Origin of the sequence: Streptomyces albidoflavus, assembly GCF_000719955.1 — a bacterium.
Classification (GTDB): Bacteria; Actinomycetota; Actinomycetes; order Streptomycetales; family Streptomycetaceae; genus Streptomyces; species Streptomyces albidoflavus.
Map to the genome: position 1 here is coordinate 269,426 of NZ_JOII01000001.1, position 20,221 is coordinate 289,646.

Here is a 20,221-nt window from a genome sequence, read left to right on the forward strand (position 1 = left end):
CGGCGCGAGCCCTCCTGGCGAGGCGGAGAAACGGGGGTGTGCGCCCCGCCCGCCGGACGGCGGACGGGGAGGACCGGCAGGTCAGCGGACGAGGCCCCAGCGGAATCCGAGGGCCACGGCGTGCGCGCGGTCGGAGGCGCCGAGTTTCTTGAACAGGCGCCGGGCGTGTGTCTTGACGGTGTCCTCGGAGAGGAACAGCTCGCGGCCGATCTCGGCGTTGGAACGGCCGTGGCTCATCCCCTCCAGCACCTGGATCTCGCGCGCCGTCAGGGTGGGCGCGGCGCCCATCTCGGCGGAGCGCAGGCGGCGCGGGGCGAGGCGCCAGGTCGGGTCGGCGAGCGCCTGGGTGACGGTGGCCCGCAGTTCGGCCCGGGAGGCGTCCTTGTGGAGGTAGCCGCGGGCGCCGGCCGCCACCGCGAGAGCGACCCCGTCGAGGTCCTCGGCGACGGTGAGCATGATGATGCGGGCGCCCGGGTCGGCCGAGAGCAGCCGCCGGACGGTCTCCACACCGCCGAGTCCGGGCATCCGGACGTCCATGAGAATCAGGTCCGAGCGGTCGGCGCCCCAGCGGCGGAGGACTTCCTCGCCGTTGGCCGCGGTCGTCACACGCTCGACGCCGGGCACGGTGGCGACCGCCCGGCGGAGTGCCTCTCGGGCAAGCGGGGAGTCGTCGCAGACGAGGACGGATGTCATACCCGCCCTCCCGAGCTGATGCGCGTCACTTTGAGCCTCCAGGCTGGTACGTAATCGTCACCTGCGCGATCGACGCTGTCGGACATCTGCCCGACCGCTTTTTCCTTCAATCGCCTAGCCCTCTCAACGACGGTCACCCGAAAGAGTTACGGGGTCACCGACCGCATTCGGCACTCTACGTGAGGAGCCGGACACGGGGCGGTGATGGCGCGGCCATCGAGGAGAGCCGTACTCCACGAACTCTGCTATGCCCCATTTAGCGCCTCTTCTTCCCTTTTGGCAGTGTCTGTGCCTAGATTCGCAATGAGTCATATTTTCATTTCCTAGGACAGTAGATGTGCGGTCTTCGAGAGCGAGCACCCCGGACACCCCGCCCGGCGCCCGTCCCTCACCCCCGGACCGTCACCACGCCAGCACGGCCGACACTGCTACGACGGGACCAGTAATGGCTGATTTCTCCCGCCTGCCCGGACCGAACGCCGACCTGTGGGACTGGCAGCTGCTAGCCGCCTGCCGAGGCGTCGACAGCTCCCTCTTCTTCCACCCCGAGGGCGAACGGGGAGCCGCCCGCAGCGCCCGCGAGACCTCCGCCAAGGAGGTCTGCATGCGCTGCCCCGTACGCGCCGAGTGCGCGGCCCACGCCCTCGCCGTCCGCGAGCCCTACGGCGTCTGGGGCGGCCTGACCGAGGACGAACGCGAAGAGCTGATGGGCCGCGCCCGGACCCGCCTCACCCCGGCGGGGGCGGCGCCGGCACCCGGGCCCACCCCGCCCGGGCCCGGCTTCCCGTGACCCTCGCGAAGGAACGTTTCGCCATGCGGTGACCAGGGCCCGGGGGGGGGCGGCCGGGGTGCTTCCGCGAGCCATGCGCGGAACGGCCCGGCCCTGGCGGAGCGGGGAGAACTCGGCGTGCCCGGGTGTGCTGCGGCGCGCGCCGCGCGATCCCCGCCCCCGCCTCACCGCCTCACCGCCTCACCGCCCCGCCGTGGCCGCCAGGTGGTCCAGAGTCGCCGCGACCGCCGGGACCTGGGCCAGGTCGGGGAGGGTCAGGGCGACGATCTCGCGCTCCACGGCGGGCTCGACCGCGATGGTGCGGACGCCCTTCGGGCGGAGCGATTCCAGGGCGAGGGCGGGCAGGACGGCCACGCCGAGGCCCGCCGCGACGAGGCCGAGGACGGCCGGGTAGTCGTCGGTGGCGAAGTCGATGCGCGGGGTGAAGCCCTCGGTCTCGCAGACCTCGACCAGTTGGCGGCGGCAGCGGGGGCAGCCGGCGATCCAGGGGTCGGCGGCCAGTTCGCCGATGCCGGCCGAGGCGGCGTCGGCGAGGCGGTGACCCTCGGGGACCAGGCCGACCAGGCGGTCGGCGAGGAGGGGGCGGACCACCAGGTCGTCCCACTCGTCGGGGGCGGTGGCGCCCGCGTACCGGAAGGCGAGGGCGATGTCGCAGTCGCCGGCGCGGAGGAGTTCGGCGGAGCGCGGGGGCTCGGCCTCCTCCAGGGAGACGCGGGTGCCGGGGTGGGCCGCGCGCAGGGCGGCGAGGGCGGCCGGGACCAGGCTGGAGCTGCCGCTCGGGAAGGAAACCAGGCGGACCCGGCCGGCGCGCAGCCCGGCGATGGCGGCGACCTCCTCCTCGGCGGCGGTGAGCCCGGCGAGGATGCCCGCGGCGTGCCGGGTCAGCGCCTCACCCGCCTGGGTGAGGCGCATCTCGCGGCCGGTGCGGATGAGCAGCGGGGTGCCGGCCGAACTCTCCAGGGCCTTCATCTGCTGGCTGACGGCCGGCTGGGTGCAGCCCAGTTCCCGGGCGGCGGCGGAGAAGGAGCCGGTGGCGGCGACGGCGCGCAGGACGCGCAGGTGGCGTGCCTCGATCATGCGTCGAGCATAAGCGAGGCTTGGGGGTGACCGGAAATATCGGCCCCGGGCTTTGACTCCGTGTGGCCGGGGTGCTCGCGCGGGTGGCCCGCACCCCGCCCCTGCACGGGCACTGATCGTCAACTCGTAGCCTGACCCCATGACTACGGCTCTGATTACGGGATCGACCGCGGGCATCGGCGCCGCCTTCGCCCGGCGGCTCGCCGCCTCCGGCACCGACGGGAGCGGGGCGGACCGGGGCCACGGCGCCGGGCACCACCTCGTCCTGGTGGCCCGGGACCGGGAGCGGCTGCGGCGGCAGGCGACCGAACTCCACGACCGGCACGGCGTGGAGGTGGAGGTGCTGCCCGCGGACCTCTCCACCGACGAGGGGATCGGGGCCGTCGAGGCCCGGCTGGCCGACCGTACGCACCCGGTCGACCTGCTCGTCAACAACGCGGGGTTCGGCAACAAGGGCGCCTACCTCGAAGTGCCGCTCGCCGACGAGCTGAAGATGCTGAAGGTGCACTGCGAGGCGGTGCTGCGGCTCACCACCGCGGCCACCGCCTCGATGCGCGAGCGGGGGCGGGGCGGCGTCGTCAACGTCGCCTCGGTCGCCGCCTTCGTGCCGCGCGGCACCTACGGCGCGTCCAAGGCGTGGGTGGTGCAGTTCACCCAGGGCGCCGCCCACGACCTGGCCGGTTCCGGGGTGCGGCTGATGGCGCTCTGCCCCGGCTTCGTGCGGACCGAGTTCCACCAGCGGGCGAAGATGGGCACCGACAACATCCCCGGGTGGATGTGGCTCGACGCCGACAAGCTGGTCGCCGCCGCCCTCGCCGACCTGGCCCGGGGCCGTACGGTCTCCATCCCGGACCCTCGGTACAAGGCGCTGATGGGCCTGGTGAAGCTGACCCCGCGGGCCCTGCTGACCGGGATGACCTCGCGTACCGGCCGCAAGTACGGGCCGCAGTAGGCGTCGCGCGTCCCGGGGGGTCCCGGACACGCCGGAGGCCCGGCTCCCCGCGACGGGGAGCCGGGCCTCGGCTGCGGAAGGGGTCAGCCTCAGTGGCTGTGCCCGTGGCCGTGACCGGCCTCGGGCTCCTCCTCGGCCGGCTTCTCGACGACCAGGGTCTCGGTCGTCAGGAGCAGGGAGGCGATGGAGGCCGCGTTCTCCAGGGCGGAGCGGGTGACCTTGACCGGGTCGATGACGCCGGCCTTGACCAGGTCGCCGTACTCGCCGGTGGCCGCGTTGAAGCCCTGGCCCTTGTCGAGCTCCGCCACCTTGGTGGTGATGACGTAGCCCTCGAGGCCGGCGTTCTCGGCGATCCAGCGCAGCGGCTCGACGGCGGCGCGGCGGACGACCGCGACACCGGTGGCCTCGTCGCCGGTACGGCCGAGGTTGTCGTCCAGAACCTTGACGGCGTGGACCAGCGCGGAGCCACCACCGGAGACGATGCCCTCCTCGACCGCGGCGCGGGTCGCGGAGATGGCGTCCTCCAGACGGTGCTTGCGCTCCTTCAGCTCGACCTCGGTGGCCGCGCCGACACGGATCACGCAGACGCCGCCGGCCAGCTTGGCGAGGCGCTCCTGGAGCTTCTCGCGGTCCCAGTCCGAGTCGGTCGACTCGATCTCGGCCTTGATCTGGGCGACGCGGCCCTGGACGTCCTCGGCGTTGCCGCCGCCGTCCACGATGGTCGTGTCGTCCTTGGTGACGGTGACGCGGCGGGCGGTGCCCAGCACGTCCAGACCGGCCTGGTCGAGCTTGAGGCCGACCTCCTCGGCGATGACGGTGGCACCGGTGAGGGTGGCCATGTCGCCGAGCATCGCCTTGCGGCGGTCACCGAAGCCGGGCGCCTTGACGGCGACGGCGTTGAACGTGCCGCGGATCTTGTTGACCACCAGGGTCGACAGAGCCTCGCCCTCGACGTCCTCGGCGATGATCAGCAGCGGCTTGGAGCCACCCGCCTGGATGACCTTCTCCAGCAGCGGCAGCAGGTCCTGGATCGAACCGATCTTGCCCTGGTGGATCAGGATGTACGGGTCGTCGAGGACGGCCTCCATACGCTCCTGGTCGGTCACCATGTACGGGGACAGGTAGCCCTTGTCGAAGGCCATGCCCTCGGTGAAGTCCAGGTCGACACCGAAGGTGTTGGACTCCTCGACGGTGATGACACCGTCCTTGCCGACCTTGTCCATCGCCTCGGCGATGAGCTCGCCGACCTGCTTGTCCTGCGCGGAGAGCGCGGCGACGGCGGCGATGTCGGACTTGTCGTCGATCGGGCGCGCGGTGTCGAGCAGCTCGGCGGAGACGGCGGCGACCGCGGCGTCGATGCCCTTCTTCAGGGCGGCCGGGGAGGCGCCGGCGGCGACGTTGCGCAGGCCCTCGCGGACCAGCGCCTGGGCCAGCACGGTCGCGGTGGTGGTGCCGTCACCCGCGATGTCGTTGGTCTTGGTCGCCACCTCCTTGACGAGCTGGGCGCCGAGGTTCTCGTACGGGTCGTCGCACTCGACCTCACGGGCGATGGTGACGCCGTCGTTGGTGATGGTCGGGGCGCCGAACTTCTTGTCGATGACGACGTTGCGGCCCTTGGGGCCGATGGTCACCTTGACGGTGTCGGCCAGCTGGTTCACGCCGCGCTCAAGGGCGCGACGGGCGTCCTCGTCGAACTTCAGAATCTTCGCCATGGGAGCTTTTCGAATCCTCTCGGAGCGGCCTGCCGCCGCGCTCTCGAAATGAAACGCGCCCCTCGCCACCCGGCAAACACTCGCGGGGGCCAGGGGCGCGCTTCAGGAAAAAGGTGGAGTCTGCCGTCCGGGCTCGCGCCCGGACGCCTCCGGCCTGCTACTTCTCGATGATGGCGAGAACGTCGCGGGCCGAGAGGACGAGGTACTCCTCGCCGTTGTACTTGACCTCGGTGCCGCCGTACTTGCTGTACAGCACGACGTCGCCGGTCTTGACGTCGAGCGGCAGGCGCTCGCCGTTCTCGAAGCGGCCCGGGCCGACCGCGAGGACGACGCCCTCCTGGGGCTTCTCCTTCGCGGTGTCCGGGATGACCAGGCCCGAAGCCGTGGTCTGCTCGGCGTCGAGCGGCTGGACCACGATGCGGTCCTCGAGCGGCTTGATGGCAACCTTGGAGCTGGCGGTCGTCACGATCCGACCTCCCCCTTCGGAGATCACGGGGTTAACTGATCTGAGTGTGGCGACCAGGTCGATCCGTCGTCGCGGGTGCCGGACCTGCCCGTCGCTGTGTTGGCACTCTCCTGCGGGGAGTGCCAGACCTGAGACTATGACCGCGATTAGCACTCGGTCAAGCGGAGTGCCAATGCGCGCGGCGCGCGCTGCCCTCCCGCACCCCCTACCGGGCCGCCTGCCCCACTCCCCCACCCTGCCGAGCCCTGGCCTGGCCGCGCCAACTCGGCCGGGGGAGCCCGGTCGGGGCGCCTCGGCCCGTCGGCCGAACCCGGCCAACCTCAGCCCGGCCGGCGCTTGAGGCCATCGGTGACCGGCACGGTCAGACGTGTCCGCACCAAAACCAGCCCGGCCGGCGCTTGAGGCCACCCGGACCGCCCGGGCGGAAGACTCGCCGCTCCGCGGCTCATCGGCCTCAATCGCCGGCCGGGCTGAGATGGGCCGGGCCGAGATAGGCCAGGCCGAGATGGGCCAGGCCGAGAGCGGCCGGGCCGAGAGCGGCCGGGCTCAAAGATGGCCTCAAACGCCGGCCGGGCTGAGGTGGGCCGGGCTCAGATGTAATCCTCCAGCCGGGCAACGGCATATCCCTTGGAGGTGATCACCTTCATCGCCTGGCGAACCATGTCCACCATGGTCCCGTCCCACTGCCCCGTCCCCCGGAAATGGGTGAGCACGATGTCCCCGGGATGCAGATCCCGATCCCATTCGCGGTAGTCGACGCGGTCGATGAACGCCTCCGCGTTCCAGAGGGGGACGGCCTCGATGCCGCAGGACTTGGCGGCCTTGAGGGTGTCCTGGTTGTAGTTGCCGTACGGGGGGCGGAAGAGGCGGGGCCGCTTGCCGTACTGCTTCTCGATGATGTCCTGCATGCCGCAGATCTGGTGGCGCTGCTCCTCGTAGGAGAGGCCGGGCAGGTAGGGGTGGTCGAGGGTGTGGTTGTGGAGGGCGGTGCCCTGCTTCTGCATGGCGCGGAAGTAGTCGTAGTCCTCGCTGACCAGGTAGTCGCTGAGGAACGCCGAGTAGGGGATGTCGAGTTCCTTCATCATGCGGAGGAACTCGGGGTCCTTCTCGGCGCCGTCGTCGATGGTCAGGAAGACGACGCGTTCCTTGACGGGGACGGTGGTGAAGACGTGGGGCAGGTCCTCCTGGCCCTCGACCTCGAAGCCGTCGCGCGTGCTGAGGGTGGGTTTGGCGTCGGGCGGGGCGGGCGCGGTCAGGGGGACCTGCGCGAGCCCCCACCGGCGGGTGGCGGCGGCGATGGCGGCCTGCTTCTTGGCGAGCCGCTGGGCCTTGGTCTCGGGGGCGGGGCCTGCCTGACCGGTCGCACCCGGTCCGCCGGACCCGCTCTCCGTGCCGAGCGCGCACCCCGAGAGGAGCGCTGCGGCGGTGAGCCCGGCGGCGACGAGCCGGGCGGCGCGGGTGCGGCGCAGCAGGCCGCCCGGGTGGAGCCTCCGTCCACCCGATTGTTCATTTTGTCGTACTTGTCCCATGAATCCGCATCCTGGCAGCGCCCGGCGCCCCCGCCGCCCCGACACCGCGAGGGGCGCCCCCCGGTCCACCGAGTGGCCGACAGGGGCCGGGAGAATGGCCGGGTGACCGACCTCGACTCCTTCACCGCCCTGCTCACCCCCGAGGGCCGCGCCCTGCTCGACGCCGTCGCCGGGCACGACCCCGCCGACGAGCTGGCCACCGCGACCCGGCTGCGCCGCGACCACCCGGCGCCGCTGGTCTCGGCCGCGCTCGGCCAGGCCCGGCTGCGCCAGCGGGCGGCGGTCAAGTTCGGCGCGGACGCGGCCCGGATGTTCTTCACCCCGCACGGCGTGGAGCAGGCGACCCGTACCGAGGTCGCCGCCCACCGCGCGGCCCGGATCGCGGCACTGGGCGTCCGGAGCGTCGCCGACCTGTGCTGCGGGATCGGCGGGGACGCCGTCGCACTGGCCCGGGCCGGGGTGCGGGTGCTCGCGGTGGACCGGGACCCGGTGACGGCGGCCGTGGCGCGGGCCAACGCCGAGGCGCTGGGGCTCGCGGAGCTGATCGAGGTCCGGGAGGCGGAGGTCGCCGAGGTGGAGGTGGGCGGCTACGACGCGGTCTTCGTCGACCCGGCGCGGCGGGGCGGGCGCGGCGGGCGGGTCTTCGACCCCGAGGCGTACTCCCCGCCGCTCTCCTGGGCGGTCGAGGCGGCCCTGCGCGCCCCGGTGGCGGCGCTGAAGATCGCGCCGGGCGTGCCGCACGAGGCGATCCCGCCGCAGGCCGAGGCCGAGTGGATCTCGTACGGCGGGGACGTGAAGGAGGCCGTCCTGTGGTTCGGCGGCGCGGGCGCGCCCGAGGGCGTGCGCCCGGCGCCCGGTTCGGTGCGCGCGACCCTGCTGCCCGCCGGTGAGCAGCTCTGGAGCCCGGAGCCGCCGCCGGACGTGCCGGCGGGCCCGGTCGGCCGGTACCTCTACGAGCCGGACGGCGCGGTGATCCGCGCGCACCAGGTGGCGGAGGTGGCCGAGCGGGTCGGCGGCCACCTGGTCGACGAGACGATCGCCTACGTCACCTCGGACAGCCTGCGCCCGACGCCGTTCGCCGCCGTGTACGAGATCACGGATGTCCTGCCGTTCAACCTCAAGCGGCTGAAGGCGCTGCTGCGGGAGCGTGAGGTCGGCGTGCTGACCGTGAAGAAGCGGGGTTCGGCGGTGGAGCCGGAGGAGGTCCGGCGCCGGATGAAGCTGCGGGGCCCGAACGCCGCCACGGTCTTCCTGACCCGGGTGGCCGGAGCGCCGACGATGCTCGTGGGCGGCCCGGCCCCGGCCGCCTGACCCGAACTCCCCCACGCAGTCGCGGAATTGGCACCTCCACATTTCCCCGAAGAAATTCTGCAAAATTTCCTTTGCGAATGGCCTCGTCCCGCCTACGCTCCTGCCATGCCCGAACAGCCCTCCTCCCGCATAGACCTCACCCACAACCCGGCCGCGCTCAAGGCCCTCACCCACCCCCTGCGCGTCCGGCTCCTCGGACTGCTGCGGTCGGAGGGCCCGGCCACCGCCAGCGAGCTGGCCGCCACCACCGGCGAGACCTCCGCCTCCACCAGCTACCACCTGCGGGTCCTGGCCCGGCACGGCTTCGTCTCCGAGGCCCCGGCCCGCGACGCCCGCGAGCGGCGCTGGCAGGCCGCGCACACGCTGACCACCTGGGACAACGAGGCGCTGCTCGACCAGCCCGGCGCCGAGGTCTTCCTCGCCACCACCCGCCGCCAGCAGGTGGACCACCTCGGGCGCACCCTGGACCGCCACGAGGCCGACCTCGCCGCCGGACGGCTGGACCCCGCCTGGCGCGCCGCCGCCCACCTCGACGACTACGAGGTGCGCCTGACCCCCGCCTCGGCGGCCGAGCTGGGCCGCGAGTTCACCGCCCGCGCGGCCGAACTGGCCGCCCGGGACGACGCCGGGAACCCCGAGGCCGCCCGGGTCGTGGTCGTCACGGCCGCGCTCCCGGTGGCCGACCGTCCGGCCCGTGACGCCGAAGCCCCCGAAGCCCCCGACGCCGGACCCGCCCAGGACGGAGAGACCCCGTGACCGCAGCACCGGCCCCCGCCGACGCGCACATCCTCGACCCGGAGACGGCCCGGCGGCGCTACGTGACTGTCAGCGCCCTGTTCTGGTTCCCCATCGGCCTCTACGTCCCCTCGCTCGTGCTGATCCTCGGCGAGCGGGGCCTCGCGCTCGCCGCCGTCGCCGCCGTGCTCAGTTCGCAGGGGCTGACCGTGGCCCTGCTCGAACTGCCCACCGGCGGCCTCAGCGACGTGCTGGGCCGCAGGGCGGTGCTGGCCGCCGGCGGCGTGCTCTCCTTCGCCGGACTGCTGCTGCTCGCCCTCGGCACCGTTCCCTGGGTGCTCATTACCGGCATCGTCCTCATGGGCGCCCCCCGTGCGCTCGCCTCGGGCCCGGCCGAAGCCTGGTACGTCGACATGGCGCAGGCCCACTCCGGGCCGGAGGCCGAACTGCGGACCGGTCTGTCACGGGGCAGCTCCGCGATGGGGGCCTCGCTGGCGGTCGCCACGCTGCTGGGCGGGCTGCTCCCCTGGCTGTTCGCCGGTTCCGGGCTCGCCGAGGCCACCGGCGGGCTGGTCCTGCCGCTCTCGCTGCCGGGGCTGCTCAGCGCGGCCCTGGTCCTCTGCTACCTCGCCTACGTCCTGCTGCGCCTCCCGGAGCCGCCGCGCGCCCCCAGTACGCTCCGCTCGGTCCTCGGGAGCGTCCCGGGCACCATCGCCTCCGGCGTCCGCCTCGCCACCCGCGAGCGCGTCGTCCGCAAGGTCGTGCTCACCACCGCCGCCGTCGGCGCGGCCCTCGGCGCCATCGAGCTGCTGACCCCGGGCCGGGCCGCCGCGATCACCGGCGCCTCCGAGTCGGGCGCCGTCGTCTACGCCGGGCTCGCCACCGCCGGTTTCGCCAGCTCCTCCCTGGGCGCCCGGCTCGCCCCGCTCTTGGCCCGCCTCACCGGGGGCAGCGGCCGGGCCGTCCTGACCGCACTGGGCGGGATGGCCTGCGGCCTGGCCCTGCTCGGCCTCTCGGCGCCGGGCGCGGGCGAGTCCGCCTCCACCCTGGCCGTCGTCACCGGCGTCCTCGGCTACGTCCTGGTCTACCTCTGCCTCGGCGCCGCCGGGCCCAACGAGAACGACCTGCTCCACCACCGCGTGGCCAGCTCCGCCCGCGCCACCGCGCTCTCCGTGCAGTCCCTCGCGCTCCAGGCGGTGGCCTCCCTCGGCGGCCTGGTCGCGGGGCTGCTGCCGCTGGGCCCGCTGCCCCTGCTGCTGACGGCGGCCGTGGTGGGTGCGGGTGCCCTCATGTGGGTACGCGCGGTACCGGACGGACCGCGACCCGGTCATCCGGATGGCGCCGACGCACTCGCGGCGCCTGCCGCCAGCGGCGAACCTGGTCGCTGAGCGGTCGGCCGGCCGGGAGAAGGGCACCAGATGAGCGACAGCGAAGACTTCGACGCCTTCGGCGACGACGTGTACCAGCCGCAGGGCGAGGACACCACGGACGACTCCGGGATCTTCGACGAGGAAGACAACCTCATGAACACCGGGCTCGACGACCTGCGGGACGAGGGGTACTCACCCCCGGAGAAGCCCCGTGCCGTCGAGCACACCGGGACCACGGCCGAGGAGGAACGCGAGGGCGAGAGCCTGGACGAGCGCCTCACCGAGGAGGTCCCGGACGTGCAGGTGCCGCCCGGCGACGGCCTCGGCGACACCCTCGACACCGACGGCGAGCTGATCGACGACGAGGTCGGCGATCTCCGCGCGGGCCGCCTGGTCGCGCCGGACGAGGGCGCCCACGAGGACGCCGAGAAGGACATAATCGCCGAGGACGTGGGCATCGACGGGGCCGCCGCCTCCGCCGAGGAGGCCGCCGTGCACCTCGTCGACGAGGACGCGGACGACCTCTGACACCACCTCCCGGCAGGCCCCGGCAGCCCGCCGGCGACCGGCTCGTACGCACGCGAAGGCCGGGCGTCCCCCGTGACGGGGGCGCCCGGCCTTCTCGCGTCCGGCCCGTTCAGCCCTGGTACACGCGGCGGACGAAGGCCGCGAGGTCCTCGTCGGCGAGGTGCTGGGCGAGGTCGGCCTCGCTGATGATGCCGAGGAGGTCGCCGTCCTCCACCACCACGACCCGGCGGACCTGGGCGTTGCCCATCGCCTGGAGGACCTCGGTGCTGTGGGCGTCGGGGGTGACGGCGACCGGGGTGTCCTCGACCAGGTCCTCCAGGGTGGTGCGGTCCGGGGTCTTGCCCGCCGCGAGGGCGCGGACGACCAGGTCGCGGTCGGTCACGATGCCGAGGAGGGCGCCGTCGGCGCTCTTCACGGGGAGGGCGCCTACGTTGTAGTCCCGCATGACCTGGGCGGCTCGGTCGATCGTCTCCTCCGCCAGGATCGACTGGACGTCGGTGGACATGAGGGTGCGGGCGTCTGCCATCGGGGCTCCTTGGGTTCCGGGCGGGATGTCCGCTCCGGTCCCAGGGTCACCGGGGGGATCGCCTGCGGCGATCGGGGGCCGCCGATCGGGGGACCTTGTCCGATGAGTCCGGGCCGGCCCGGGTCAGGTGGGGTGGCCTCAAGCGCCGGCCGGGCTGTCTTTCGGCGGGCGCCGCACGACCGTGCCGGTCACAGATGGCCTCGAACGCCCGCCGGGCTGTCAGAGGACCTCGACCGACTCGAAGTGCCAGCGGTGTACGGCGCGGGTGATCAGCTCGGCCGGGGGCTCCGGGAGTTCGGGGAGGTCCGGGCCGTGGTCGGGGTGCCACCAGGTGAGGCAGAGGACACGGTCCTGGGGGGCCTGGAAGAGTTCGGTGCGGAGGGGGGACGGGGTCGCTTCCGCGAGTTCGGCGGCGCGGGTGCGGGTCCATTCCAGGAGGTCGGCGCCTCGGCCCTGGGTGGCGCGGGCCTCCCACATCAGGGTGTGGGCGGTCATGAGTAGAGGTTGTCCTTGGCGGTCTCGTGGACGTGGTCGTGGGAGTGGGCGTGGCTGTGCGGGTGGGGGTGGAGGTGGGCGTCACCGGGGACGTGGGTCTCGGTGACTGGGAGGGAGGAGTCGGCGGAGAGCTGCCAGTCGGAGGCGGCCCGGTTGCGGGCGACCATCTCGGCGCCGAGGGCGGCGACCATGGCGCCGTTGTCGGTGCACAGGCCGGGGCGCGGGACGCGCAGACGGATGCCGGCCCGCTCGCAGCGCTCCTCGGCGAGGGCGCGCAGCCGGGAGTTGGCGGCGACGCCGCCGCCGATCATCAGGTGGTCGACGCCCTCGTCCTTGCAGGCGCGGACGGCCTTGCGGGTCAGCACGTCGACGACGGCCTCCTGGAAGGAGGCGGCCACGTCGCGGACCGGGATCTCCTCCCCGGCGGCCCGCTTCGCCTCGATCCAGCGGGCCACGGCCGTCTTCAGCCCGGAGAAGGAAAAGTCGTACGCGGCGTCGCGCGGCCCGGTCAGGCCGCGCGGGAAGGCGATGGCCTCCGGGTCGCCCTCGCGGGCCAGCCGGTCGATGACGGGCCCGCCGGGGAAGCCCAGCTGAAGGACCCGGGCGATCTTGTCGAAGGCCTCGCCGGCCGCGTCGTCGATGGTGGCGCCGAGCGGGCGCACGTCGGAGGTGATGTCGGAGGAGAGCAGCAGCGAGGAGTGGCCGCCGCTGACCAGCAGGGCCATCGTGGGCTCGGGCAGCCGCCCGTGCTCCAGCTGGTCGACGCAGATGTGCGAGGCGAGGTGGTTGACGCCGTAGAGGGGCTTGCCCAGCGCGTAGGCGTACGCCTTGGCGGCGGTGACGCCGACCAGGAGGGCGCCGGCGAGGCCGGGTCCGGCGGTGACCGCGATGCCGTCGAGGTCGCGGGCCTTGACCCCGGCGTCGGTCAGCGCCCGCTCGATGGTGGCGACCATGGCCTCCAGGTGGGCGCGGGAGGCGACCTCGGGGACGACCCCGCCGAACCGGGCGTGCTCGTCCACGCTGGAGGCGACCGCGTCGGCGAGGAGCGTCGTGCCGTGCACGATCCCGACGCCGGTCTCGTCGCAGGAGGTCTCGATGCCGAGGACGAGGGGTTCGTCGCGGTGGTCAGCCATGGTGTTCGGTTCCTTGTGCGGGCACGGAGTCGGGGTCGTCCGTGGCGGGGGTGGCGGGGGCGGCCGGGTTGACCGACGGGTCGCTGAGGCGCATCACGAGGGCGTCGACGTTGCCCGGCTGGTAGTAGCCGCGCCTGAAGCCGATGGGCTCGAAGCCGAAGCGGGCGTAGAGCGCCTGGGCGCGGGTGTTGTCGACCCGTACCTCCAGCATGACCTCGGTGCAGTCGAAGGCGGTGGCGTGTTCGAGCAGGTCGGTGAGGAGCCGCGAGCCGAGCCCGCTCCCCCACTGGTCGCGGGCGACGGCGATGGTCTGGACGTCGCCGGTGCCGCCCGCGGTGGCGAGTCCGGCGTAGCCGACGAGGCGGTCCCCGGTGTAGGCGGCGACGTAGCGGTGGGTGGCCTCGGGGCCGCGGGCGTGGGCCAGCTCGGACCAGAACATGCCGCGGGACCAGGCGTCGTCGGGGAACAGCTCCCGTTCCAGGGCGAGCACCGGGTCGATGTCCCACCAGCGCATCTCGCGCAGGACGGGCTGCTCGGGCGGTGCGGTCTCCTGGCTGCTCACTTCGGGGTGACCACCTTGTAGTTCTTCGGCACCTGGGCGTCGGGCCGGCGCAGGTAGAGCGGCCGGGGCGGCAGCAGCTCCTCGCCGGCCGCGAGGCGTTCGGCGGCGACCGAGGCGAGGGCGGCGGCCGAGACGTGCTCGGGGGCGCGGGCGTCGGCGAAGGTCTCCGGGTACAGCAGGGCGCCCGCTCCGACGGCCGGGAGGCCCGCGACGCGGTCGGCGAGGTCGGCGGGCCGGTCGACGGCGGGCCCGGAGAGCGGCGTGCGGGAGTCGGCGTAGAGGCCCCAGTAGACCTCCTTGCGGCGGGCGTCGGTGGCGACCACGAAGGGGCCGGCGTCCGGGCCGAGGTCGCTGGCGTAGGCGAGGCCGTCCAGGGTGCAGACCCCGTGGACGGGGACGCCGAGGGCGAAGCCGAAGGTGTCGGCGGTCATCAGGCCGACGCGCAGCCCGGTGTACGGGCCCGGGCCGACGCCGACGACGACGCCGGTGACGTCGGCGAGGGCGAGCCCCGCGCCGGTCAGCAGCTTGTCGACGGCCGGGAGCAGCAGCTCCCCGTGGCGGCGGGCGTCCACCTGGGTGTCGGAGGCGAGGACCCGCTCGCCGTCGTGCAGGGCGACCGTGACGGCGGGGGTGGCGGTATCCAGAGCGAGCAAGAGCACGCAAACAGCCTACGGCGCCCGCGCTGCGAACACCGCCTGCCCGGGCCCGGCCGGGGCTCCTGCTACGGTCACCGGGTATCCGTATGCGCAGACGCCGTACCCCGGCGCCGTACGAGAGGTGGACCAGGTGTCCAGGAGCAGCTCGGGAGCCGTCGCCGGGCTCACCGCGGCGGCCATCGCCGTGGTCGGTTTCCTCGCCTATCAGGCATCCGCCAGCGTTCCCGACAACCTCGGCAAGGCCCCCGCCGCCAGTTCCGGGCCGGGCCCGACGGGTTCCGCGAAGCCCTCGGCGAAGCCCCGCCCGGACGCCCTGCCCGAGGAGTCCGGCAGCGGCACCCGCGTGGTGTACGCGCTGGGCAAGGACCGGGTCTGGCTGGTGGACGCCAAGGACAAGGTCGAGCGGACGTACAAGGTGTCGCCGAGCACGGTCGACCCGGAGCCGGGAACCTACGCGGTGACCTCCCGGTCGGGGTCCATCACCGGTTCGGACGGCGTCCCGATCGAGCACGTGGTCCGCTTCGCCACCCGCGACGGCGTCGTCATCGGCTTCTCGGCCGCGGTCAACGGCTCGGTGCCCGAGCTGGACCCGACCCAGCGCACCGGCGGGGTCCGCGAGACCCGTGAGGACGGCAAGGCCATGTGGGTCTTCGCCACCGTCGGCACCAAGGTCGTCGTCCTGCCCTGACCTCCCCTCGCACGCGACAGCGCCCCGGCGGCCGAGAGGCTGCCGGGGCGCTGTGCCGTACGGGTCCAGGCCGGTCAGGCCGCGCGGGGCGTCGGGAGTTCCGGGGGTGTGGAGACGGCGGAGGCGGCGGCGCAGGACTGGAGCAGGGCGCTCATCGAGACGGCGCCCTTCTTCTCCTGCCCGGCCTCGGCCGCCGCGTCGTCGGGAATCCCGGCGAGTGCCCCGTGCGACGGAACCTCGGGCACGGCCTGGACGGCGGGCGTGTCGGATGCGGACGTCGTCATCAGGGTGCCTCCTGCGATCAGGGGGAAGGCGTACGGAGCAGGTAAGGCAGACCTAACCTGTACTCCCCGACCATGGGAACACGGCCGGTACCCCCCGCGCAACATCTTCCCGACAGCGCGTCGGAAAACACCCGCGTGCGGGAGCCCGGCCCGAACACCCGCTCCCACCTGCCCGCTTGATCGAACCGGGCGCCGCTCAGCCCTCCCGCCCGTACGCCCCTTCGTCCCCGTTCCCGTCCTCGCCCGCCCGCAGCCCGTCCAGCGCGCCGCCGGCCCAGCGCCCGCCGACGCCGCCGACCGTGACCAGACGCACATCGTCCACGTCCGCGTCGGCCACCCCGGCGGGCAGCTCGTCGCCGGTGGCGCGGTCGATGCGGACGTGCAGCCGGTCGGCGGAGAGCTCCTCGACCTTGCCGTCGCCCCACTCCACGACCACCACGGAGTCGGACAGCGAGACGTCGAGGTCCAGGTCCTCCATCTCGTCGAGCCCGCCGCCCAGCCGGTACGCGTCGACGTGGACCAGCGCGGGCCCGCCGGTGAGCGAGGGGTGGACGCGGGCGATGACGAAGGTCGGCGAGGTGACGGCCCCGCGGACGCCGAGCCCTTCGCCCAGCCCCCGGGTCAGCGTGGTCTTGCCCGCGCCCAGTTCGCCGCTGAGCAGGACCAGGTCGCCGGGGCGCAGGACGCCCGCCAGGCGGAGGCCGAGCCGCCGCATGGCCTCGGGCGAGTCGACGGTGAGGCGGAGGGCGTCAGGGCCGCTCACGGGGGCGGTCCGGGTGTGCGGTGTTTCCATGCCCGCCAACGGTAGTCGCCCCGGGCACCGCTCCCGCGCGGACCAGCAGGTCGGCGAGGCGGTCGGTGACGGCCTCGGGGTGCTCCAGCATCACCAGGTGCCCGGCGTCCGGGACGAGCACCAGTTCGGCGTCGGGCAGGGCGGCGGCGATGGCCTCGCTGTGGGCGCTCGGCGTGATCAGGTCCCGGTCCCCGGCCAGCACCAGCGCGGGCACGTCGGCCAGGAGCGGCAGCGCCCCGGTCTTGTCGTGCTCGGTGAAGGCCGGGTAGAACTCCGCGACCACGTCGATCGGCGTCGACTCGATCAGCCGTTCCGCGAACCGGATCACCCCCGGGTCGACGTCCCGCGAGCCGAACGAGTACCGCTTGACCACTCCGGCGAAGAGGTCGGCCGTCGCCCGCCGCCCCCGCTCGACCAGGTCCACCTGCGAGCCCAGCGCCTTCAGCACGCCCGGCAGCACCCGCCGCACGGCGTTGACCCCGACGACCGGGAGCCCGAAGTCGACCTCGGAGAGCTTCCCGCCCGAGGAGCCGACCAGGGCGACCCCGACCACCCGCTCCCGCACCAGCTCCGGGAACTGGTCGGCCAGCGCCATCACCGTCATCCCGCCCATCGAGTGGCCGACCAGCACCAGCGGCCCCTCGGGCGCGGCCGCGTCGATGACCGCCTTCAGGTCCCGGCCCAGCTGCTCGATGGTGACCGGCACGCCCTCGGCCTGGGCCCGGCCGCGCCCGGACCTGCCGTGGCTGCGCTGGTCCCAGTGGACGGTGCGGACCACCCCGGCGAGGGCGGCCCGCTGGAAGTGCCAGGAGTCCTGCGAGAGGCAGTAGCCGTGGCTGAAGACGACGGTGGCCGGGGCGGGGGCCTTCCGCCCGAAGAGGCGTCTGCGGCGCGCCGTGGCCGCCGCCGGGGCGGCGTCCGCCTCGTCGACCTCGTAGTGCAGCGCCGTCCCGTCCTCGGCGATGGCGGTGCCCGGCGTACCGCGCAGGGTGCCGTACGGCCCCGAGGCGTCCAGGGCGAGCCGCGCCCGCTTGCGCATGCCGCGCCCGACGGTCATCCGCTCCACGGCGACCCCGGCGGCGGCTCCGGCCGCGACGACCCCTATGGCGGCCCCGGCGAGCCCCGCCCGGCGCCAGCCGCCCGAGGCGGCCTCGGCGGCCTTCGGCCCCAGCGCCTCGGCGGCCGCTGCCGCGATCCGTGCCTCGACCTCGTCCACCCGCCGCTCCCTTCGCCGGTCCGGGCCCACTCCTGCCATCCTGCCCGCGCCGGGGCGCGGGCGGCGGTCAATCCCGCGGACCGGCCGCGTCGGCGCCGGGTCCGGCGTCCCCGTGCGGCTCCCCGTCGACGTGGACGCGCGGGACCCGGCCGCCGATCCGGGTGACGATCTCGTAGCCGATCGTGCCGGCCGCCCGCGCCCAGTCCTCGGCACCCGGCTCACCCCGGTCGCCCGGGCCGAACAGCACGGCCTCGGTGCCCTCGGGCGGGGTCTCACCGCCGAGGTCGACGACGAACTGGTCCATCGCGATCCGCCCGGCGACCGTGCGCCACTTGCCGTCGACCAGGACGGGCCCGGCGCCCGAGGCGTGGCGCGGTACGCCGTCGCCGTAGCCGAGCGGGACCAGGCCGAGGGTGGTGGGGCCGGCGGTGACGTAGTGGTGGCCGTAGCTGACGCCGTGGCCGCCGGGGACGTGCTTGACCAGGGCGAGGGGCGCCGCCAGCGTCATCACCGGGCGCAGCCCGTGGTCGGCCGGGGTGCCGAGTTCCGGGGCGGGCGAGAGGCCGTACATGGCGATGCCCGGGCGGACCAGGTCGAAGCGGGCCTCGGGGAGGGTGAGGACGGCGGGCGAGTTGGCCATGTGCCGCACCTCGGGGCGCAGGCCCCCGGCGTACGCCCGCGCGCTCATCTCGTCGAAGCGGGCGAGCTGGGCGGCGATGGAGGGGTGGCCCGGCTCGTCGGCGCAGGCGAAGTGGGACCAGAGGCCGGTGACGGTGACCAGCCCCTCGCGTTCGGCGGCCCGCGCCTTGTCGACGAGGTCGGCCCAGTCGGCGGGCTGGCAGCCGTTGCGGCCGAGGCCGGTGTCGGCCTTCAGCTGGATCCTGGCCCTGCGGCCGGTGGCGCGGGCCGCCTCGGTGACCTCGGCCAGCGCCCACAGGTCGCTCACCGACATGTCGAGGTCGGCCTCGATCCCCTCGCGCCAGGGTCCGCCGGGCGTCCAGAGCCAGCACATGACGCGGGCCCGCTCGGGCGTGATCCCGGCGGCCCGCAGCTCCAGCGCCTCGTACGGCGTGGCGACGCCGACCCAGGTGGCTCCCGCCTGGAGCGCGGCCTCGGCGCAGCGCACCATGCCGTGCCCGTACGCGTCGGCCTTGACCACCGCCATGTAGGCGGCGCCGTCCGTCCGGGCGCGCAGGGCCCGCACATTGGCCCGCAGGGCCCCGAGATCGATCTCGACCCGCGCCCGCATCCGCTACCTCCGGTGGTTCTGGCGGTCTTCGCCCGGGGACGCAGACCGCGACGCTCATCGGGGCAGACGGGGTGGGGGCTGCGCCCCGCTTTCGGGGGCTGGGACCTGCCTGTCGGCGGGCCCCGGCTCGCCCGTAAGCGTAACCGGAGCCTCCAGGAGGGCTGGTCAGGCGCCGGGGCACGGCGGTAACCAGCCACCGTGCCCGTTTCGGGCAGCGGCTCACAGGCCAGTTTTTGACTGAACATTGACAATTATTCGGTGGACTCGGAAGGCTGCGCTCTCATCCCGCCACCCCGGCAGGGCCCGCCCCACCCAGGAAAGGGAATCCCCCCATGCGTTCCAGACGGTCCGTCAGAGCCACCCTCGTCGCCCTCGCCGCCACGGCCGGCCTGCTCGCCGCCGTGCCCGCCGCCACCGCGTCCCCCGAGGGCCCGGCCCCGGCCGCCTCGCCCTCCGCCGGGGTCACCGTGAAGGTGGCCCAGAGCGCCGCCGACCGCCTCGGCACGGCCCGCAAGGCCCTGGTGGACGCCGTCTCCGCCGACGTCCTCACCCGCTCGCACGACGCGAGCGAGCTGTCCCCGAGGACCGCCGTGGCCCAGCTCGCCGAGGAGGGCCGCAAGGTCGTCGTCGACGTCCGCGAGGCCAAGGGCGACTGGGCACGCGGCGTCGCCTACGTCGAGGCGTCCCGCGAGCACCACGGCGGGCCCGAGGGCTGGCTCTTCCTCGCCCAGCGCGAGAACGGCACCTGGGTGCCGGGCCTGGAGGGCGACAAGGCGTTCGCCGAGCACGTGGCCACCTCCCCGCTGGTCGGCAAGGCCGAGCGCGAGACGATCACCGCCTACGCCGAGCGCGAGGCGGACCCGCAGGCGAAGCCCGGCAACATCGGCATCCAGGCCAACGTCAACGGCCTGCTGCTGCCCTGGGCCCCCGACACCGTCATGACGCTCACCGGCGGCCCCCACACCCACGGCGGGACCGGCAACTGGAGCGCCCTCGACTTCGCGGGCGGCAGCGGCGAGGTCCGCCCCTCCCGTGAGGGCACCGCCACCTCGATGTGCGGCGCCGGCGGCGGCTGGACCCGGGTGATCCACCCCGGCGGCTTCTCGACGGACTACTACCACATGCACAACACGGCCTACTTCAACGGAACGGCCATCTCCGGCAGCACCCGCCTCGGCTCCATCGGCGTCGACACCTGCGCCGGCGGCTCCGCGACCGGCCCCCACGTCCACTGGAGCCTGCGCACCTACGACGCCAACCTCAACGGCGCCTACACCTGGCTCAACGGCCGCACCCTCGGCGGCTGGACCTGGTACAACGGCGGCGCCGAGTACTCCGGCTGCGGCACCCGCCAGGGCCTCACGGCCTGCCCCGGCACGGTGATCTACAACCGGCGCGCCTGACGCCCGCCTGAGACAGGCCACCGAGGCCCCGGCACCCGGCTCACCGCCGTGCC

Annotated in this window: 22 protein-coding genes; 8 read left to right on the forward strand and 14 right to left on the reverse strand. The window is 74.1% G+C overall.

The features are described from left to right. Positions 1 to 81: 81 nt before the first annotated feature. A complete protein-coding gene (locus IF45_RS0101230) occupies positions 82 to 693 on the reverse strand; it encodes a response regulator transcription factor (protein WP_003948568.1) in 612 nt (203 codons plus the stop codon). A gap of 445 nt (positions 694 to 1,138) precedes the next feature. Here IF45_RS0101230 and IF45_RS0101235 point away from each other — a divergent pair, with 445 nt between their 5' ends. Beyond that, on the forward strand, positions 1,139 to 1,483 hold the full coding sequence (locus tag IF45_RS0101235) for a WhiB family transcriptional regulator (RefSeq protein WP_003948569.1): 345 nt from the start codon (positions 1,139 to 1,141) through the stop codon (positions 1,481 to 1,483). Positions 1,484 to 1,663: 180 nt separating this feature from the next. Here IF45_RS0101235 and IF45_RS0101240 read toward each other — a convergent pair whose 3' ends face one another. Then, a complete protein-coding gene (locus tag IF45_RS0101240) occupies positions 1,664 to 2,560 on the reverse strand; it encodes a LysR family transcriptional regulator (RefSeq protein WP_003948570.1) in 897 nt (298 codons plus the stop codon). Between the two features lie 139 nt (positions 2,561 to 2,699). Between IF45_RS0101240 and IF45_RS0101245 the strand changes: the two genes are divergently transcribed. After that, positions 2,700 to 3,512 carry an SDR family NAD(P)-dependent oxidoreductase gene (locus IF45_RS0101245; protein ID WP_008413971.1) on the forward strand — a complete coding sequence of 271 codons (813 nt, stop codon included), beginning with the start codon at positions 2,700 to 2,702 and terminating at the stop codon, positions 3,510 to 3,512. Positions 3,513 to 3,601: 89 nt separating this feature from the next. Here the strand turns inward: IF45_RS0101245 and groL are convergent, their stop codons facing one another. The 3 genes from groL to IF45_RS0101260 form a co-directional block, all read right to left on the reverse strand. Beyond that, a complete protein-coding gene (gene groL, locus IF45_RS0101250) occupies positions 3,602 to 5,224 on the reverse strand; it encodes a chaperonin GroEL (RefSeq protein WP_003948572.1) in 1,623 nt (540 codons plus the stop codon). A 157-nt stretch (positions 5,225 to 5,381) separates the two neighbouring features. Next, positions 5,382 to 5,690, reverse strand: a complete 309-nt coding sequence (gene groES / locus IF45_RS0101255; protein WP_003948573.1) for a co-chaperone GroES — start codon at positions 5,688 to 5,690, stop codon at positions 5,382 to 5,384. Positions 5,691 to 6,280: 590 nt separating this feature from the next. Further along, on the reverse strand, positions 6,281 to 7,219 hold the full coding sequence (locus tag IF45_RS0101260; protein ID WP_030304949.1) for a polysaccharide deacetylase family protein: 939 nt from the start codon (positions 7,217 to 7,219) through the stop codon (positions 6,281 to 6,283). Positions 7,220 to 7,321: 102 nt separating this feature from the next. Here IF45_RS0101260 and IF45_RS0101265 point away from each other — a divergent pair, with 102 nt between their 5' ends. The 4 genes from IF45_RS0101265 (at position 7,322) to IF45_RS0101280 (ending at position 11,163) form a co-directional block, all read left to right on the forward strand. Further along, a complete protein-coding gene (locus IF45_RS0101265; protein ID WP_015507730.1) occupies positions 7,322 to 8,530 on the forward strand; it encodes a class I SAM-dependent methyltransferase in 1,209 nt (402 codons plus the stop codon). A gap of 105 nt (positions 8,531 to 8,635) precedes the next feature. Continuing rightward, on the forward strand, positions 8,636 to 9,286 hold the full coding sequence (locus IF45_RS0101270) for a helix-turn-helix domain-containing protein (RefSeq protein ID WP_030304951.1): 651 nt from the start codon (positions 8,636 to 8,638) through the stop codon (positions 9,284 to 9,286). Continuing rightward, positions 9,283 to 10,653: an MFS transporter gene (locus tag IF45_RS0101275; protein ID WP_030304953.1), complete on the forward strand. Its 1,371-nt coding sequence runs from the start codon at positions 9,283 to 9,285 to the stop codon at positions 10,651 to 10,653. Before IF45_RS0101270 ends, IF45_RS0101275 begins: the two co-directional genes overlap by 4 nt. Positions 10,654 to 10,683: 30 nt before the next feature. Next, positions 10,684 to 11,163: a DUF5709 domain-containing protein gene (locus IF45_RS0101280; RefSeq protein ID WP_003948578.1), complete on the forward strand. Its 480-nt coding sequence runs from the start codon at positions 10,684 to 10,686 to the stop codon at positions 11,161 to 11,163. Between the two features lie 109 nt (positions 11,164 to 11,272). Here IF45_RS0101280 and IF45_RS0101285 read toward each other — a convergent pair whose 3' ends face one another. From IF45_RS0101285 to tsaB, 5 genes are all read right to left on the reverse strand, one after another. Next, positions 11,273 to 11,689: a CBS domain-containing protein gene (locus IF45_RS0101285; protein ID WP_008414820.1), complete on the reverse strand. Its 417-nt coding sequence runs from the start codon at positions 11,687 to 11,689 to the stop codon at positions 11,273 to 11,275. 219 nt (positions 11,690 to 11,908) lie between these two features. Then, positions 11,909 to 12,184, reverse strand: a complete 276-nt coding sequence (locus IF45_RS0101290; RefSeq protein WP_008414818.1) for a hypothetical protein — start codon at positions 12,182 to 12,184, stop codon at positions 11,909 to 11,911. Continuing rightward, entirely contained in the window at positions 12,181 to 13,317 is a 1,137-nt protein-coding gene (gene tsaD, locus IF45_RS0101295; protein ID WP_003948581.1) for a tRNA (adenosine(37)-N6)-threonylcarbamoyltransferase complex transferase subunit TsaD, read from the reverse strand. The genes IF45_RS0101290 and tsaD overlap by 4 nt, the downstream gene beginning before the upstream one ends. Further along, complete coding sequence (gene rimI, locus IF45_RS0101300; protein WP_003948582.1) at positions 13,310 to 13,879, reverse strand: ribosomal protein S18-alanine N-acetyltransferase; 570 nt, start codon at positions 13,877 to 13,879, stop codon at positions 13,310 to 13,312. The genes tsaD and rimI overlap by 8 nt, the downstream gene beginning before the upstream one ends. Beyond that, positions 13,876 to 14,538: a tRNA (adenosine(37)-N6)-threonylcarbamoyltransferase complex dimerization subunit type 1 TsaB gene (gene tsaB, locus IF45_RS0101305; RefSeq protein ID WP_010638764.1), complete on the reverse strand. Its 663-nt coding sequence runs from the start codon at positions 14,536 to 14,538 to the stop codon at positions 13,876 to 13,878. Before tsaB ends, rimI begins: the two co-directional genes overlap by 4 nt. Before the next feature lie 127 nt (positions 14,539 to 14,665). On the opposite strand from tsaB, the gene IF45_RS0101310 reads away from it, so the two are divergent. Beyond that, on the forward strand, positions 14,666 to 15,223 hold the full coding sequence (locus IF45_RS0101310; RefSeq protein WP_008414815.1) for a L,D-transpeptidase: 558 nt from the start codon (positions 14,666 to 14,668) through the stop codon (positions 15,221 to 15,223). Positions 15,224 to 15,297: 74 nt separating this feature from the next. On the opposite strand, the gene IF45_RS0101315 is transcribed toward IF45_RS0101310, so the two are convergent. From IF45_RS0101315 to alr, 4 genes are all read right to left on the reverse strand, one after another. Beyond that, positions 15,298 to 15,507: a hypothetical protein gene (locus IF45_RS0101315; protein WP_008407295.1), complete on the reverse strand. Its 210-nt coding sequence runs from the start codon at positions 15,505 to 15,507 to the stop codon at positions 15,298 to 15,300. A 196-nt stretch (positions 15,508 to 15,703) separates the two neighbouring features. After that, complete coding sequence (tsaE, locus tag IF45_RS0101320; RefSeq protein ID WP_008407293.1) at positions 15,704 to 16,300, reverse strand: tRNA (adenosine(37)-N6)-threonylcarbamoyltransferase complex ATPase subunit type 1 TsaE; 597 nt, start codon at positions 16,298 to 16,300, stop codon at positions 15,704 to 15,706. After that, a complete protein-coding gene (locus tag IF45_RS0101325; RefSeq protein ID WP_010638771.1) occupies positions 16,257 to 17,516 on the reverse strand; it encodes an alpha/beta fold hydrolase in 1,260 nt (419 codons plus the stop codon). The genes tsaE and IF45_RS0101325 overlap by 44 nt, the downstream gene beginning before the upstream one ends. Before the next feature lie 67 nt (positions 17,517 to 17,583). After that, positions 17,584 to 18,765: an alanine racemase gene (gene alr / locus IF45_RS0101330; RefSeq protein ID WP_030304957.1), complete on the reverse strand. Its 1,182-nt coding sequence runs from the start codon at positions 18,763 to 18,765 to the stop codon at positions 17,584 to 17,586. A gap of 332 nt (positions 18,766 to 19,097) precedes the next feature. On the opposite strand from alr, the gene IF45_RS0101335 reads away from it, so the two are divergent. Next, the gene (locus tag IF45_RS0101335) at positions 19,098 to 20,168 is read left to right on the forward strand and encodes a M23 family metallopeptidase (protein ID WP_010638775.1); all 1,071 of its coding nucleotides are present in this window, start codon (positions 19,098 to 19,100) and stop codon (positions 20,166 to 20,168) included. Positions 20,169 to 20,221 lie beyond the last annotated feature (53 nt).

Excerpts from the sequence above, each read along its gene's own strand:
- IF45_RS0101315 (WP_008407295.1), bottom strand. The coding sequence starts at position 15,507 with ATGACGACGTCCGCATCCGACACGCCCGCCGTCCAGGCCGTGCCCGAG.
- IF45_RS0101235 (WP_003948569.1), top strand. The coding sequence starts at position 1,139 with ATGGCTGATTTCTCCCGCCTGCCCGGACCGAACGCCGACCTGTGGGAC.
- alr (WP_030304957.1), bottom strand. The coding sequence starts at position 18,765 with ATGCGGGCGCGGGTCGAGATCGATCTCGGGGCCCTGCGGGCCAATGTG.
- IF45_RS0101245 (WP_008413971.1), top strand. The coding sequence starts at position 2,700 with ATGACTACGGCTCTGATTACGGGATCGACCGCGGGCATCGGCGCCGCC.
- tsaE (WP_008407293.1), bottom strand. The coding sequence starts at position 16,300 with ATGGAAACACCGCACACCCGGACCGCCCCCGTGAGCGGCCCTGACGCC.
- IF45_RS0101335 (WP_010638775.1), top strand. The coding sequence starts at position 19,098 with ATGCGTTCCAGACGGTCCGTCAGAGCCACCCTCGTCGCCCTCGCCGCC.
- IF45_RS0101270 (WP_030304951.1), top strand. The coding sequence starts at position 8,636 with ATGCCCGAACAGCCCTCCTCCCGCATAGACCTCACCCACAACCCGGCC.
- IF45_RS0101240 (WP_003948570.1), bottom strand. The coding sequence starts at position 2,560 with ATGATCGAGGCACGCCACCTGCGCGTCCTGCGCGCCGTCGCCGCCACC.
- tsaD (WP_003948581.1), bottom strand. The coding sequence starts at position 13,317 with ATGGCTGACCACCGCGACGAACCCCTCGTCCTCGGCATCGAGACCTCC.
- IF45_RS0101280 (WP_003948578.1), top strand. The coding sequence starts at position 10,684 with ATGAGCGACAGCGAAGACTTCGACGCCTTCGGCGACGACGTGTACCAG.
- IF45_RS0101260 (WP_030304949.1), bottom strand. The coding sequence starts at position 7,219 with ATGGGACAAGTACGACAAAATGAACAATCGGGTGGACGGAGGCTCCAC.
- IF45_RS0101285 (WP_008414820.1), bottom strand. The coding sequence starts at position 11,689 with ATGGCAGACGCCCGCACCCTCATGTCCACCGACGTCCAGTCGATCCTG.
- IF45_RS0101230 (WP_003948568.1), bottom strand. The coding sequence starts at position 693 with ATGACATCCGTCCTCGTCTGCGACGACTCCCCGCTTGCCCGAGAGGCA.
- groL (WP_003948572.1), bottom strand. The coding sequence starts at position 5,224 with ATGGCGAAGATTCTGAAGTTCGACGAGGACGCCCGTCGCGCCCTTGAG.
- IF45_RS0101290 (WP_008414818.1), bottom strand. The coding sequence starts at position 12,184 with ATGACCGCCCACACCCTGATGTGGGAGGCCCGCGCCACCCAGGGCCGA.